Annotated in this window: 9 protein-coding genes; all 9 read left to right on the forward strand. The window is 42.9% G+C overall.

The genetic code is table 11. The features are described 5' to 3' along the window. The first annotated feature begins 59 nt into the window (after positions 1-59). Positions 60-368, forward strand: coding sequence for a hypothetical protein (locus tag HYS07_10805; protein ID MBI1871660.1), 309 nt, complete (start codon positions 60-62; stop codon positions 366-368). Positions 369-581: 213 nt separating this feature from the next. After that, positions 582-863, forward strand: coding sequence for a nucleotidyltransferase domain-containing protein (locus HYS07_10810; protein MBI1871661.1), 282 nt, complete (start codon positions 582-584; stop codon positions 861-863). Continuing rightward, positions 860-1312 carry a hypothetical protein gene (locus HYS07_10815; protein ID MBI1871662.1) on the forward strand — a complete coding sequence of 151 codons (453 nt, stop codon included), beginning with the start codon at positions 860-862 and terminating at the stop codon, positions 1310-1312. The genes HYS07_10810 and HYS07_10815 overlap by 4 nt, the downstream gene beginning before the upstream one ends. A gap of 119 nt (positions 1313-1431) precedes the next feature. Beyond that, a complete protein-coding gene (locus tag HYS07_10820; GenBank protein ID MBI1871663.1) occupies positions 1432-1647 on the forward strand; it encodes a hypothetical protein in 216 nt (71 codons plus the stop codon). After that, positions 1641-2093, forward strand: a complete 453-nt coding sequence (locus HYS07_10825) for a nucleotidyltransferase (GenBank protein ID MBI1871664.1) — start codon at positions 1641-1643, stop codon at positions 2091-2093. The genes HYS07_10820 and HYS07_10825 overlap by 7 nt, the downstream gene beginning before the upstream one ends. Before the next feature lie 120 nt (positions 2094-2213). Beyond that, entirely contained in the window at positions 2214-2420 is a 207-nt protein-coding gene (locus HYS07_10830) for a type II toxin-antitoxin system VapB family antitoxin (protein MBI1871665.1), read from the forward strand. Continuing rightward, positions 2417-2812, forward strand: a complete 396-nt coding sequence (locus tag HYS07_10835; GenBank protein MBI1871666.1) for a PIN domain nuclease — start codon at positions 2417-2419, stop codon at positions 2810-2812. The genes HYS07_10830 and HYS07_10835 overlap by 4 nt, the downstream gene beginning before the upstream one ends. Before the next feature lie 2509 nt (positions 2813-5321). Next, on the forward strand, positions 5322-5675 hold the full coding sequence (locus HYS07_10840) for a four helix bundle protein (protein MBI1871667.1): 354 nt from the start codon (positions 5322-5324) through the stop codon (positions 5673-5675). 169 nt (positions 5676-5844) lie between these two features. Then, a partial coding sequence (locus HYS07_10845) for a hypothetical protein (protein MBI1871668.1) occupies positions 5845-15351 on the forward strand: 9507 nt, incomplete at its 3' end.

Consider the following 15351-nt stretch of genomic DNA (forward strand, 5'->3'; position numbering starts at 1 on the left):
ATCATTCAAGAGGAGATTACAACAAAGGTTTGTCAGTTTAAAAAGAGGGTCTTGAAAGGATGAAAAGAAAAATTCCACGTTCTCTTCAGAGGGTGTTGTGGTCTTATGATATTCATAAGATGGATTTGGATACTTCACGAGAACTCATTATTCAACAAGTTTTAAATCATGGAGATTGGAAGGAACTCCAATGGCTTTATAAAAATTATTCTGAGGATGAAATCCGTCTGGTTATTTCACACCCTAGACGCGGCGTTTGGTTTCCCCAAGTTCTTAATTTTTGGCTAAAGATGTTAGATGTTAAACTCCCAAAAAAGACCAAGGGGAGAGCCCTTTTTTCTCTTGAACCTCGAATGGATCTTTATTGATTGAATTTATCGGGCTGAGAAAAAAGGTTTGATTGAGAATGCCGATAGCTTCATTGATATTCGAATTTTGAGTAGGGTCACACTTTTAGGGTCAGGTCTTGAAATATTAGTTTTTTGCTTTGAATAATGCCATTCTTATTCTTTCGGGGGTTATCCTCGATTTTGGTGAAGCGATTTATAGAATAATGCTAGAATAATTTACATTATAACAAGATGCGTCTTAAAAACTTTGAAATTGATTCTATCAAATCAGTGGTAGCGGCCTTAGACCCCGAGGCGAGGGTTTATCTTTTTGGGTCAAGGGTCAAAGATGCTGAAAAGGGAGGCGATATTGATTTATTAATTTTCTCAAGCAAGTTGGAAAAAAATGATAAGGCGAGAATTAAACGAAGCTTGTTTGAAAAAATAGGTGAGCAAAAAATAGATTTTGTGATTACAAAAGATGCTTCAGATCCTTTTGTCAATTTAGTTTTAAAAGAGGCAAAGATGCTATGAATCTTGATCTGAGACGATTGCTCGAGCAAGAGTTAGAGATTTTAGAGAATGCCTGGAAGGTTTTAGACTATTCCTACCAAAAGTGCCAGAGAATTGGTCTAAAGGAAAAATATGAACCTCAAGAACTCGAAAGTTTTGAGACCTTGACCAGCCGATTTGCTCGACTAAGCGATATACTAACACAAAAAATATTTAGATTGATTGATGAGATTGATTTAGATTCGGGAGGGACTGTTCGTGACCGGATCTATCGGGCTGAGAAGAAAGGTTTGGTTGAAAATGCAGATAGCTTTATTGATATTCGGATTTTGAGAAATGATATTACCCATGAATATAAGCCCGAGGCCTTGGAGGATATTTTTAATAAGGTTTTAAGCTTTACCCCAATTCTTGTGGACAGTGTGGGTCGGGTCAGAAGATACTCCCAAAAGCTTTTGAATTTAAGATGATAGTCCCTACGGGACTCATTTCTATGCAGTTTGAAAGTAATAGTATTGGGGTCAGGTCTTGAAATATTAGTTTTTTAGTTTGAATGAGTTCGTTTTGTTAAAAATTGTCGAGATCTGTTATGAATAAAGTGAAAAAAAGAAATTCCTATTCTGATTCAGAAAATGGTCTAGCTTTAGAATTGACTCCTCAAGAAAGAGTGAGATTGGTAGAGTCACTTTGTGATGAGGTCAAGCGAATTCAAAAAAAGCCTTGGAAACCTTTTTTTCGTTCATTTCCAAGCTTTGAAGCGCTTGATCGATGGAAGGCGAAACAAGGGGATCCTCGCTTATGGTAAGAGATCGTCTTACGATCGTTTGTAGTTTACTCAATGAGCATGGGGTGGATTATGTCGTTGCAGGCGCCTATGCAAGTATTCTACATGGATTGGCCCGCACCACAAAAGATGTGGATATTTTTATACGAAAGTCGCATCTCAATATTGAGAAAGCATTGAAGGCCCTCACCCAGTTACCTTACCATATTGCAAGTGAGATTGACGTGGAAAAGGTTTTGAAAAGTCCAGTAACCATTGTTGGCGATGATCCTCGGGTTGATTTATTGACAGCTTTGAAGACAGTTGATTTTGAAAAGGCATGGAGGCACAAGGAAATGGTAACGATTGAGGGTGTTTCGATTCCATTTTTATCTTTGGGTGATTTGATTCGAAGTAAAGATACTGATCGCTTACAGGATCAGGCAGATAGACAATTTCTATTAAGGCTTCAGAAAAAAAGAAGCTAAATTTTAATCACCTAACGGTGACCCATTGATTAAAAATTTAGCCCTAATTGACATACACATTTTTTTGTGTATAATGTGTATAGATTCCAAATATTGAAAGCCGATGAAGGAGGTTTTTCCATGTTAAGAACCAATATTGTTCTAGATGAAGCATTGATTAAAAGCGGGCTTAAGGTTACAGGTTTTAAGACAAAACGGGCGCTCGTTGATTATGCTCTTCGTGAGTTACTCCGTCATGAGGCGTCAGAGAAAATATTAAAATTGAAGGGGAGGGTCCATTGGAAAGGGAATTTATCTGAGTGGCGTAGAGGAAGGCGCTTAAGGTGATTCTTGTTGATACAACGGTATGGATTGATTTTTTTAGGGATAAAGAGACTTCTCATGTAGCCTATCTTGAATTTCTTCTCAAAAATCATGAAGATGTTTGTTTGTGTGGGGTGATTCTCACCGAAATCTTGCAGGGGATTCGAGATGAAAAAGAATATCATGAGACCTTTCAACTGCTTCGTTCGCTTATTTTTATTGAAATGGATTTTGACACCTTTCTTTTAAGTGCGGATATTTATCGAAAGCTAAAGGCTAAAGGTGTTACGATCAGGAAATCTATTGATTGTATGATTGCGGCAGTTGCGATCGAAAATAAATTGAAACTTCTTCAGAATGACAGAGATTTTGGTCCTATTGCTAGATATTGTGGCTTAGAAATCGTTCAAAATTAGATAATCTCTCTAGTTTTATAGGAATTTTTGTAGGGGTCTGATTGATCAGACCCGCATGAGAGGTTCGGGCTTGATGAATCAAGCCCCTACATTTATTTCCCTACATTTATTAGGATCAAGTTAGATTAATTAACATAACTTATTTATTTAGAATTAGTTGTATCAATAATTGATATAAAATTTATTCTTTTTGTAAGCGTTTTTCCCCCTATATACCCAAGAACAGAGATAGGAAAATGGAATTCCCCGCCTCGACTCGTCCGACGACTGAGTCGGGCGAGGCGGGGACGCAACATCTTGGGGCACTTGGCCTTCAGAAATGCCAGAAAAGGAGGCCCGCTGCCTAAATGGCAGACAAAGGGCCGAGTGCGCTAGTAGATGTTTCTTTTCCTTAGGAAGCGACAGACACTTGTCAGCGTAGCCTTAAGTTTTCTTCAGGCCAATATGTCTCAAGCTGTTGCGTCTCGGTTCTCATTTCCTATCTCTGTCCTTGGGTTGCAAAAAAAAGTTACAAAAAAATAAATTTTTTTTACCTTTTTATGCTCAAATGTGTCGATATAGGTGTAAGTTATAGTGTGTGAGGTTCCATTTATGAGCCATTGGAAGTCGAAAAGAGGCAAAAATCCTTTGATCAGAACCATTTCCATTATTACGCTTGTGGCATTTTGTTTTTCCTATCTCCCTCAGGATGTAGGGTTTGCACAGGAAAAACAGCTCGAGGCTCGAGGCTCGAAGCTCGAAGCAAAAACACAAACTCAAGAAGTATTTACCTCGAGCCTCGAGCCTCGAGCCTCGAGCAAAAATAGTTTTCAACTAAAAATTCCCAACTCCTCTATCCTCAATGAGTTAAGAATTCCATCGCAGCTGGGTGACATCATTCAGCGTTATCAAGGGTCTGACGATAAAAAGTTAGTCATTCACATTCAGGATGTTCATTGCCACTTTGAAGCGCAATCCAATACCGCAAAAATTATTGATGATCTCTTAGATAAACATAGTTCTCATGGACTCAAAATTGTCGGTCTTGAAGCGGCAGAGGGACCTGTCGATACATCTCTTTTAACTTCCTTCCCTGATAAAAAGGTACGAAAGATGATGGCTCAATACTTAATGGAAAAAGGAAGAATCACCGGAGCCGAATATTTATCCATTATTAAAGATAAACCCCTTCCATTACAAGGCATGGAAAACATGTTTCATTATTTTGAACATCTTTTTCAATTTCGACAAGGGCTTGATCTTAAAGATAAGGCTCTTCCCATATTAGATGCAATTCAAGGTAAAATAGATTCCCTTCGCCAGAAAATTTATTCAACCGAGGCGCTTACTCTACTCCAGAGAGAGAAAGATTATTTAGAGGGAACAACTCAGCTCAGTGAATATGGTGAATTTCTTGTAAGTGAAGCAGGGAGGTTGGGAATGTATTTAACTCCCCCAGCCCCTCTTAACCTAAGAGAGGAGCCTAACTTATCTGAAATGGGGAAGGATCTTTCGCTTAATGTAAAAGGCGGAAATTCTTCACTTGATTTAAGAGCGGGAAACCCTCCCCTTAATTTAAGGGGAGATGGAGGGGTTACGGCGAGCACCAATTTCTCCCTCATGCTTCACGTGGCCGCTCTTGAGAAACAAATTGATTTTAATAATGTAGAAGAAGAGCGATTAAAGGTTTTGGAGGATTTAAGTCACAAACTCGTTCGGGAAGAAATGGTCGAACTCATGACCAAGAGCTTGTACTACCGCTTAGAGAAAATGGATGCGTTTGAATATTATACGTATCTCGCTCAAATTGCGCAGAGAGCAGGAATAGAATTTAGGGAAGACCGTTCGGTTGATAGAACCGGAAGGCTCGAAGCTCGAGGCTCGAAGCTCGAAGCAAAGGCAGAAAGACAGCTCGAAGCTCGAGGCTCGAAGCTCGAAGCAAAGGCAGAAAGACAGCTCGAAGCTCGAGGCTCGAAGCTCGAAGCAAAAGCAAAACCACAAACAAAACCACAAACGCAAGAAGTAGTTGTCTCTAACCTCGAGCCTCGAGCTTCGAGCCTCGAGCAAAGTCTTAGCCTCGAGCCTCGAGCCTCGAGCAAAGTACTAGCCTCGAGCTTCGAGCAAAGTACCCTCAAACCACAACCTCCTTATTCTAACCTGTCAAAATATATCGAAATGACCGAGGTCTATCACCAAATTGACAGCGACCAGCTTCTGAAAGAATGTGACGAAATCAGTAAAGAAATCCAGAAGAGACTCCTAAAAACCCCTGAAGAAAAGAAATTAAAACAGATTGAGGAAGACTTCATTATCTTAAAGAATTTATTCCTTCTTGAAATGAAAAAAAGCCAGTTTCAGTATTATCTTGCGAATCAGGGAAGAATATTGGCGACTGGCATTGTTAATGGGATAGAAAAACTTGAAAGACAGCTCGAAGCTCGAGGCTCGAGGCTCGAAGCAAAAGCAGAAAGACAGCTCGAGGCAAAAACTGAAAGACAAAAGCTTGAGGCAAGAACAAAAGGGGGAAAAGATGGAGCAACAGTTCGAGAAACTGGAAGTATGGAAACAAGGGATGGAATTGACGAAAAAGATTTACCAAATTACGCTGGAGTTCCCGAGGGAAGAGCAATACGGGTTGACAAGTCAGCTCAGGAGGGCATCAGTCTCAGTGCCAGTGAACATAGCGGAAGGCAAGGGAAGATTTCACAAGAAGGAGTTCATTCAGTTCCTCTTTATAGCACGCGGATCCCTGTACGAGCTGATGACGCTGATTCGAGTGGCCGAGGAGTTAACGTATCTCAAGAGAGAAAGAGTAGAGGAACTTCGTACGATGATGGGGCAGATTACGGGGATGATCAACGCATTAATCGAAACCATTCGGTGAATTTTTCTTCGGATTTTAATCTTTTAACCTCGAGCCTCCAGCCTCTCGTGTTTTTACCTCGAGCCTCGAGCCTCGAGCCTCGAGCTTATTAGAAGCGTCCCAATCCCTCGACGCCCATCTAAAATCTTTGACCGCATTCTATGAATATTCTGATCATCGCGAAAAGGCGATGGTTGATAATACACTCAAGAAAATGGAAGAAGAAAAAAGTCCTATTGCCATTCTCTATGCGGGAGGTTTTCATACGGATGGTTTGATGGAGCGTTTAAAAAATGAAGGGGCCTCTTATGTCGTTGTTGCTCCTCGGATCACTCAATTCAAATTAAAAACCCCTTATCTTTCCATTATTAAAAATGAAACCACCCCTTTAGAAAAAAGTTTAATCGATTTAAATAAGAAGGAGAAGTCGGCGATTGAGGTTATCCCTCTGGAAGGCACTTCTACAGTTCCAGCAGGGCTTTCAACACCTGCTGAGAATGGCGCAGCGGAGGCGGTAGCTGTTCGAGATTCTAGGCTGACGGAAGCGGTTATGGTCATTGAAACACTAGGGGTCAGTGAAGCTTTGACTAAAGGGGAATCTGGAGAACAAATTGAAAAAAGAATTCGAGCTCTTACTAAACACTGGCGGGAAGTTGCCAGGGAGCTGAATGTAGCTGCTCGATTTATCGAGCCCGTCGTCGAACCCTCCAACGGGTCTGCTCCTTCGACATTGCTCGGGACAGGTAAATCAGACCCCTACGCGCTTATTGATAAGTTTGATTTTCGATTTCAAGACTTGGAACGTGTTTCTCCCTCGAGCCTCGAGCCTCGAGCCTCGAGCCAAAAAATCATCGTTCCCATTCATGTCGATGGCCAAAGACGTTTTGATTTGGTTCTCCAAGTTTCAGATTTAGCGGACCTGAATGCAGCTACCATCGAAGCCAGCATCGTTCCTCATATTGAAATAACGCCCCCTTCAATTCCTCTGACTCCGCCTGGGGCTGCAGGTGTTGTTGCACCAGTTGCTCAGGTGTCTTCACCAGCTGTTCGAAATGGTTCTATGCTAGAAAATCTTGATTCTTTACATTCTGCACTCATCTCCGGCGCCCTTCGCGATTTGGATCAGACGGATACGGATGTGGAGTTGGATGATGCAGGTAAAATAGAATTGAAAGGTTTAGCTGCACAGGCTGGAGAAGAGGTGCTTGCCTCTTACACGATGGAAGTGGGAGGTGTAACTATCAGTTACAAGGTAGTCGAGTCTGAACCGGGAAGTCAAATTGGAAAGTTTTTTCAGAAGAGGGGAATTCGAAATGCCTATCATTTAGCGTCTTCTAGTCCTTCGACTGGTTTATCTGTTACGGTCTTTATTCCGAAAGGGCTCAACGGTGATATCGATAACCCTAATACAGAAAAAGGCTTTAGAGTTCAGCATGAGGTGTTTGAGGCGTATCAAAGAAGTGAATTAAAAAAAGATGAAGCGTTAACAACATCTACAAGAAAGAGCCTCATTGATGCTGCTCAATCTTCTGTGGATTTTCTTTCAGAAGGTGATAATTCTGAAATTGAAAGAAATCTTCCAGATGCTTTCTTGGTGTTGGGTAATCAAGATTTGAGGCCTGCTCTAGAATTTGCGAAATTCTACAGCAATCGTAATTTATCTGAACGAAGAATTCCCATTGTTCTTGCTGGAGGCCGCGGCCGGGGAACTCTGCCGCTGATTGATGCTGTCATTGCTCACTATGGAAGGAATCTGTCTAGTAGAGAATTAGCGTACTTAGAGGGTGCAAAGGATTCAGAATCAGGTTTATATGAAACAGATATTTTAAGGCTTGTTTTTACAAAAGAGGGGATCAGCTCTGACCTTTTGGAAACCGAAGAAACCCCTTCTCCGAATACCTTGTCCAATGCCCAAAATTCAAGGCCGACGTTGGAAGGAATCTTTAACGCTCGAGGTATTACTGAACCCCGTATTGCGATTGTTCATTCACCCGCGCTTCTTAGAAGAGTTCCTGCTGTGGCTCCTTTAGCGGGATGGCCGCAAGATTGGAAACCTTTAAAATTTAAAACCTACGATTTTAATTTAAATGAACTTTCTGATGCCGAGCTTGTTTTTTGGATGGGATATCTTTTTGGTTTTCCCAAAGAATATGAAGGTGAAATGAATCGAAGAAATGAATTTCAGGGGCTTACGGATGCGGCAAATGGAATTGCAAATGCGAAAAGCGATGTTCAAAGACCAGCTCTTCCTGAAAAACAGCAGCAGGCTCTTGACATAATTCAAAAGGCTTATGGAGATTTTCTAAAAACTCAGCGTCCCCATTATAATCGTCAAAAAGGAATTCTTGTTCCAACCAGCAGCGCTCGTACAGCCCATATGATCGCGTGGCGTCGGCAGGTTGCTGCGAATACTGCATGGAAGACCATTGACGATTGTCCTTTCCTGAAGGAGGAGCTTGCAAGGTTGAGTCGGCCCCAACTGGAAGCGATGTATTCTGATGAAGCGATTCAAGCAAGGAAAGATGTTCATGATGCCCTGACACGTCGTTATATTCCAGGACTTGCTCCGTCTGACTGGGAGAGAATAAATGCTTTTGAAGGTTCAGTAAGGGCATATGCTTATCAACTTGCACAAGCTAAGACTTTAGAATTTCAAGTCACCCCAGCCCAAGCAAAGGCGATTCTAGAAAAAATTGATTCTACTGATAGCGGTTTTATCTGGAGGAGAAAGATACACCTTGACGATACTGAAACCCATATTGATTGGTCGTCTGGCCCTGGTCTTCGCGGTTTTGTAGAGGGGCTTCGTTCGTTTCGAATCGGGAGTCCTGAGAATGCGATGAATTGCCTTCGCCACCATGCGTATGAGGGAGATGTTTTTAAATATTTTGACTTATTGATGAAGGACTTTCCCGAATCTTTAGCAAATTTTAAAGCTCAGATAGTTCTTCTTGAGAAAAAAGCATCAGAAGCAAATCAGCAGAAAAATTATGGGCAAGCTGTCGGGTTCAATCTCCAGGCCATCGACCTCATCGAACGGCTCTTTGATCGGCTTTCGTCCATTTCTTTAGTGAGTGTGAAAGAAATTCCTAAGATTAAGATACATCCAGTTTCTCCTTATCACGAAGAAATGGGCGGGAAGTATCGAGAGGGTGAAATTACAGTTCCCACGTTAAATCTTATTCGCAAAATGCCTGCTTCTGGCGCCGATGTGAATTTGGATCCTGTTTCTCCTCTTAAGACTTCAGACCAGGAACTCGGTGAATACAGGGCTGCAACTTTAGAGAGGCTTGCTGAGGCGAAAGAAACAGGAGAGAAATTTTTGATGCTGACCTTGGCGGCTGGGGAGTCCTCCAGAATGGGGAAGGGACAAATTGCACATTTGATTCTCGATGCGCTGAATGAGGATGCCGAGCAATTTATAGACAAGGATAAGTTGACGGATGAAGATAGAAAAGCGATTGGAGAATATCAGGGTAGTTTGCAAGCCTATATCAGTAGTTTAGTTGCTATTGCAAGGGATTTGGAAAATAAAAATTCGGCTCAAACAGCAGACAAACTTAAGAGTCTCCTTTATACCGCAAAGGCCTTGGCTCCCTCAGCAAAAGTAGATGGGAAGTGGTATAGCCTCTTAGGTGTTAATTTGATGAATGCCAAAAAGGCCAATGATGAAATGGATAAGGCTGACTATGGCCGACCTTTTGTGGCAGGTCTCATGATTAATATGAAATATCAAAAATCCATCATGGCAGATTTAGAAAGAAATAAGAATTATGGACTTACACAAGAGGAGTTATTCATCTTTTATCAACCTTTGGGTTATGCCATCGCTGGGACAGAAGCGGATGTAGAGGAAATTATTAAAGATGAAAGGGCCAAGCTTGAGAAGGAGCAGTTAAAGCCAGAAGAGTTCAGTTTTAAGAATGCTGACGAAGAAAATTTTGCGCGTGAATACGCCCGTCAACATGCCGGAGAGGCGTTATATGCTTTAGGCCCAAAGGCCGAAGGACATGGCTGGATTTTCCCTGCCCTTCTTTTGACTGAAGGAGGAGTGAGTGAGCCCCCGATTGTGAGCCTTCGCAAAATGGGAGTAAAAGAATTATGGCTTCATAACATTGATAATATGGCCACCATTGACGATCACTGGCTCGCTGCTTTCGGAATGAAAATTAAAAAGGATAAGCTCGTCACTTTTGAGGTTTCGGCACCCACTGAGGCTGAAAAGGGACGTGGAGGAGGAATGGGAATTGTTGAAATAGATGGAGAGCGGTATAACCTTCAAATGGAATGGGATGTGATTCAGGCTTCCGCCAAGGCTAGAGGTATCTCTCTTGATCAATTGGTCCAACAAACGCCAGATTCACCCTTTAACAATGCGACTTCTCAGCAGGATGTGATGGCCGCCTTTTCAAATCTTTTAGGAAATGATTTTGATGAAGCGATGGTAATGGCAGACGGACCAGCCAAAAATGAAGCTTTGGCAAAATTAACGGCTCGTTTAGGACAGGCAATGAAGCCAGTTCCTTTGAAGAGAACTGAAATGATAGAAGTGGTTCAATCTGATGGAACAAAAGTGAAGCGGCCTATTGTTCGAGTTTTAATGGAGCTTCGTGCCTGGGAGATTCAGCAGGCCGATCCCAAGGGAGTCGGTTCTGTTTATACAGCTTCGGCAGAATCGCTTAAAGGACAAAAAGCAGAAGCTTTAATGCAAGGCCAGTTCGGACCTGCAAAGACCATGGGCAATTATGATACGTCTTATCTCCAGGCTCATCGAACAGCAAAGACAAAGCTGGTAGTGAATAAGAAAATCCCTCTTTTTAAGAATCTTCCGAAAAATGCTTCTTCCGAACGAGCCCCGCCGGCGCCTGGAAATGAATCTAAAAAAGGTGGAGTCGTTTTGCCCCAGCTTAATCCTTTCCTTGCTCTTGGAATTGTTTTTGGTGTCCTTCTTGTTTTAGGAGTGCCAGCTGAGGTTGCCATGGTGTGGGGTATTCGGATTTTGATGGGGGCTGCGATTCTTGGAATTCCGATCTTCTTTTTCTTGAAAAGTTCTTATTCGATTCGCACCCCATCTCGTGGAATCCGAGCCTTAGTGCTTGCCGCCCTCTTAGCAGGAGCTCCTGCTTCGCTTCAGGCACGAGAATTAACTCCAGAAGTTCGTGGAATTGCCGAGAAAGTTCCATTTCAGATGAATGGTCATAATGCGACTGAGGTGATTCAGGTACTGACAGCGTTTAATGGAAAGCCCGTTTCTGAGATTGAAGCTAGTTTGAGGGATCAGGGGTTTTTAAGTGCACAAGAATCTTTGGTTTCGAGACTTACAGCTGACAATGAGCAGGTGCTAGGTACATGGGGTGTAACGCATCAGCAGATGGTTGTGCCATTAAGATTGGCGATGGAAACGGCCGATAAAGCATCCCGTGCCGGAAAGTGGAAAACCTTTAAATATGCGGGGGAAAAATATCGGGTTAAATTTGTTGAGCTTGAGAGCTCAGGAATTTCACCTTTTGACACCACCATTATAAGCAACCGTTACTATACTATTGAAAGAAAGGAAAATGGAAACTGGCGGGCTGGGGTTGAATTTTCAGGAATTTTACCCTCGACGATCGAAATGGTTGGTTTTTACGGAGGCTCTGGAACGAATAAGAGATTGGAACCTACCGCTATTAACAATCTTTTTCGTCTGACCGATTCTTTTGATGAAGAAGTTCAGGCGGCTGAGCATCTGGTTCCGACTGAAAATGAATACGCACAAGCTTTAAGAGGAGGAAAAGAGGCGTTGACTCGATTTCTTGAAACCCGTGCCTTCCCTTATTGGGGTGTAAGGATTAGGCCCGCTCTTCCGGAGGGAAGGGGAGTTGATTGGCGGCCTTTGTTAACAAAATATGTTGATCAAAATTTTAGAGGGTGGAGGAAAGCATCGAGAAGAGGAAAATTAGACTTAGAGGCTCTTAAAGGAGTTTTTGTTCGTACCAATCAAGAAAAGATTGACGGAATTCAAGACTGGCTTGTCGCGATTGATTACAGGGAGACTGTAATTCATGGACCTTTCGAGCCTTTAGGCGGTGATTTGATGATTGCCGGAATGGGTGGCAGGGCTGAGGTAGGGCGATTTGTCGTTGACCATGTTCTTCCATGGGTGGGATTACGTCTCAGAGACCCTGCTCTTGAAAAGTCTCCTGCGTTTAAGGATTTTGCCAAAAAATACTCGGTGCCAAGTGCGACGCTGAACCAGATGTATGAAGAGCTGGAAGCAGATTATCCCGCCTGGGCTGAAATGGCCCCGACAGAAAAGGGTTATCAATACGCGTTAAGAGCAGCGAAAGAGAAAAATTCACCTGCTTTGCTGATTACATTTCTGGAAACTTATCTTAGGGAACAGAAATATAGTTTGACTCCACGATTTCGAAATCAGCTTGAGGCGTTTGCAAATTTTCTTTTAAAAGGAAGCAAAAGCTTTGATCAAATTGCTCGTTTGGTGGTAGACATAAAGTGGAATATTGTCACCCAATCCGCTTCTTCCACCTCTGGCCGAGCAGGACTGGCTACTGTTAAAAACCTCCTCGTCGCTACCCTCGGTGCCGCCGCCCTTTTAAGCGCCATTGCAGCCGGCCCTCAGGCAAATGCGGCTGTGCCAGCACCAGCGTCTGTTGTAGGGGCGTCTGTTGTAGGGGCTTCTGTTGTAGGGGCTTCTTCTGTTGTAGGGGCGTCTGCTGGTGTAGGGGCTCGATTTATCGAGCCCACCACGCCGGCGGGTCCGATGAATCGGACCCCTACAGCTGCAGGTACCGGTCGCCAGTCATCGGGTGCTGAACAATCTGCGTTACAAACTCTGGTTCGCGAAGGAAAAGTTCTTTCTCAGCGAGTTGTTATAATAACGCCTCGTACAGATCAAGAAAGGCAGCGTTTCCAAAGAATGGCTGGACCCATAGCAACGGAATTAAAACCAGGAGAGTATTTTGTTACGCCAGCAGCTATAGAGAGTGCTTTTGATCGTCAAGGAATTAGTAATGCTTTAAACAGGTGGGCTCAAGAAGGTTGGGCTCGTTCAGATGTTCAGTATCAAATTAATTCAAAGGCAAGTTCAAAACCTCAAGCTCAAGCCAATAAACCTGCGGCTGGAAAAGTATTGGCAGCACCAAAAGCTCCAGCAAACGCTCCAGCAAACGCTCCAGTTCAAACTTCAATCCCTCAAGAAGAAGCGAGTGTTTGGCTATCGATTTTGGGTGGAATAAGGGCGTTTTTATTAGGCGGAGGATTAATTGCTTTTGCTCTTGGGCTTATGGCTCTTGATTTAAGACGGCTTGCTCGCGGGGTAAGTAAATCCTCTGCGCCTTCTTCTGTAGGGGCTCGATTGATCGAGCCCGCCACGGCGGGTCCGATGAATCGGCCCCCTACAACCGCGGGAGGACAGCAAAACCAGCAAGTTTCAGAAGTTCGTCCGGCAGAGGTTGGTAACCCTGCTGCAATACAAACGGTCGCTCCGGGAAGGCAAGTTGTTTTATCGTTTTTAGGATTTACCATTAATCTTAGTTCCTACTATGCTAGGTATTATGTTGCTGAGCTCGGTCGAGTCTATGAGACAGAAGGACCAACGAAAACTATTTTTGTCTTAGCTCAGGACATTGGTCGGGGGATTATTGCTGGCAGTCTTGAAGATGCGATGCGTCAGAGATGGGAAGCTGCTCAGGAAGCTCGTTATAGAGAAAATACGCGAGACCAGATTGTGAGAGAAGAGCAAGTTTTTCCAATACTCGCTTATCTAAATGATGCTCAGGGAAACAAGAAGACTGAAGATCCTTTCTTATCACTACAAAAAGCCATGAGCGGCATGACCGATGAGAGAGAAATCGCAGCTTTCTTAAAGCGTTATTCTCAAGATAACCAATTACCATGGAGAATTGAAAGAGCGGTTTTTGAAAGGACGGATGTTCATTCCAGAGGATCTGCAAATGTTATTGTGGATGGACAAGAAGATGCTGTTCCCTATGAAATTAAGACGGGGGAGCGTAACACTATTTTTATTAAGATTAATGAAGGTTTGTTTGAAAACTACTGGCTTGTTTTTGGATCTGATGTGCAAGGAAGGCTTTCAAAAGGGGGCTTTCTCCCTTTAAGGCGCTCACGACGAGAATTTTTATCCTGGTATGACGTTCAGCAGTCTAGAAGTGATGAAAATCAAAATTATGCCATTTTAAAAGTGCGCACAATAAATCTAGGAGGACTTTGGGGCTTCCTTACCGGCTTTCAATTAGGACGCGGTTCTTTCACCCCCTCTGCGCAATGTGCTCAGGCCCTTTTTGTTGCAGGTGCAGCAACAATTGCCGCTACCCTAAGCGCCTGCTCTGGCCCAGAAGATCTGGTCGCTCCATTTGATCGCCCTGATATTGTGAAATCAAATGTAGATACCTGGAGCAGTAATCATCAGGATTCGAGACCTGAATATTCTACAGAATTTGTGAGAGACTCCTCTGGCCGAATTATTCGTGGAACACATAAAATTCTTCTGGATAAAGGAACCAATAATGCGAATGGCGCTCTTGTAAAATTTGTCGGAGATTTTAGTGGGAAAAAAGAAATCAAAGTTAATGTGAGAGGTGCGCTCAAGAGCGATGGACAGTTTACAGTTCAATTAACAGATAGTGAAGGAAGAGTCCACAAAGTTGATTATGGTCCAGCGGATAAAGATTGGCAAGGTTTGGTCATTCCCTTAACAAATTTAAAAGTAGGCGGACCCGAAAAATATCAATCGGATTTATTGGGCGATATTACGACAATTGAATTTGTTCCTGTCGAGGGGGATTGGTTTGAAGTTGATGGAATTTCCATGTTTAATATTAATGCTGCTTTGCCTCTCCATGGTTATACGAATGCTGAAGAAAGCATAGATTATCAAGAGGGTTTTACTTATAGCGGAGTTCCAGGAGTGCAGGGTGGAAGCGTTAAAATTAATCCTGACTCAGCAACGCGCTCGCTTACAATGGATTATTCAATACCCAGTGCAGGGCTTTACAATACAAATGTCTATGGAACTGCGGCATTTTTCCATCCTGTAAGCACTGAAGAAGGTGCTCCAAAGAGTGCTGCTTTATTTGCTGATGGAGAACTTGTTTTTTATCTCGCGATGGATCCAAACACAACAACACCTGACGTAAAACTTACCTTTCAGAATGTTTTTAGCCCTGGTAAAGATCCAGAAGATCCGGATACGTACACGGATAAAGGAAATTATACTCAACAAATAACCTTTTCATCCTCTGCTGTTGATAATGGAGAAGCCTGGGGATCCAATCGGCCTTATGCAGCAATATCAGCTGACGATATTGAATTTTATCTTCAAGCCCTAACGATGTCATGGCAAGAAGGAGAGCAAGCTGGATATACAGAAACTTTCGATACAACAAACACGGATGAAGTTGAGGCAAATTTAACAACAGCAGAAGTTCTTGTCGACGGCACAATGGTTTCAAATGCCCCTCAGGATGCCGATGGAAATTATGTTGTGCAAGGGACAATGAGGGGGTTGTATGGGGAGTTTAAGGCAGAGGGCGTTTTAGGAGGGGTAAACACCTTTATCAGTGAAACAGAGAACACGGCAGCGTATCCGACGAACAGTGCGATCACGGCTATCGTCAGTGAAACATCGGATGGAACGAACGGAACAGTCAGTATAGACATCACGAAATCGACAGCG

This window comes from Chlamydiota bacterium (assembly GCA_016178055.1).
Classification (GTDB): domain Bacteria; phylum Auribacterota; class JACPWU01; order JACPWU01; family JACPWU01; genus JACOUC01.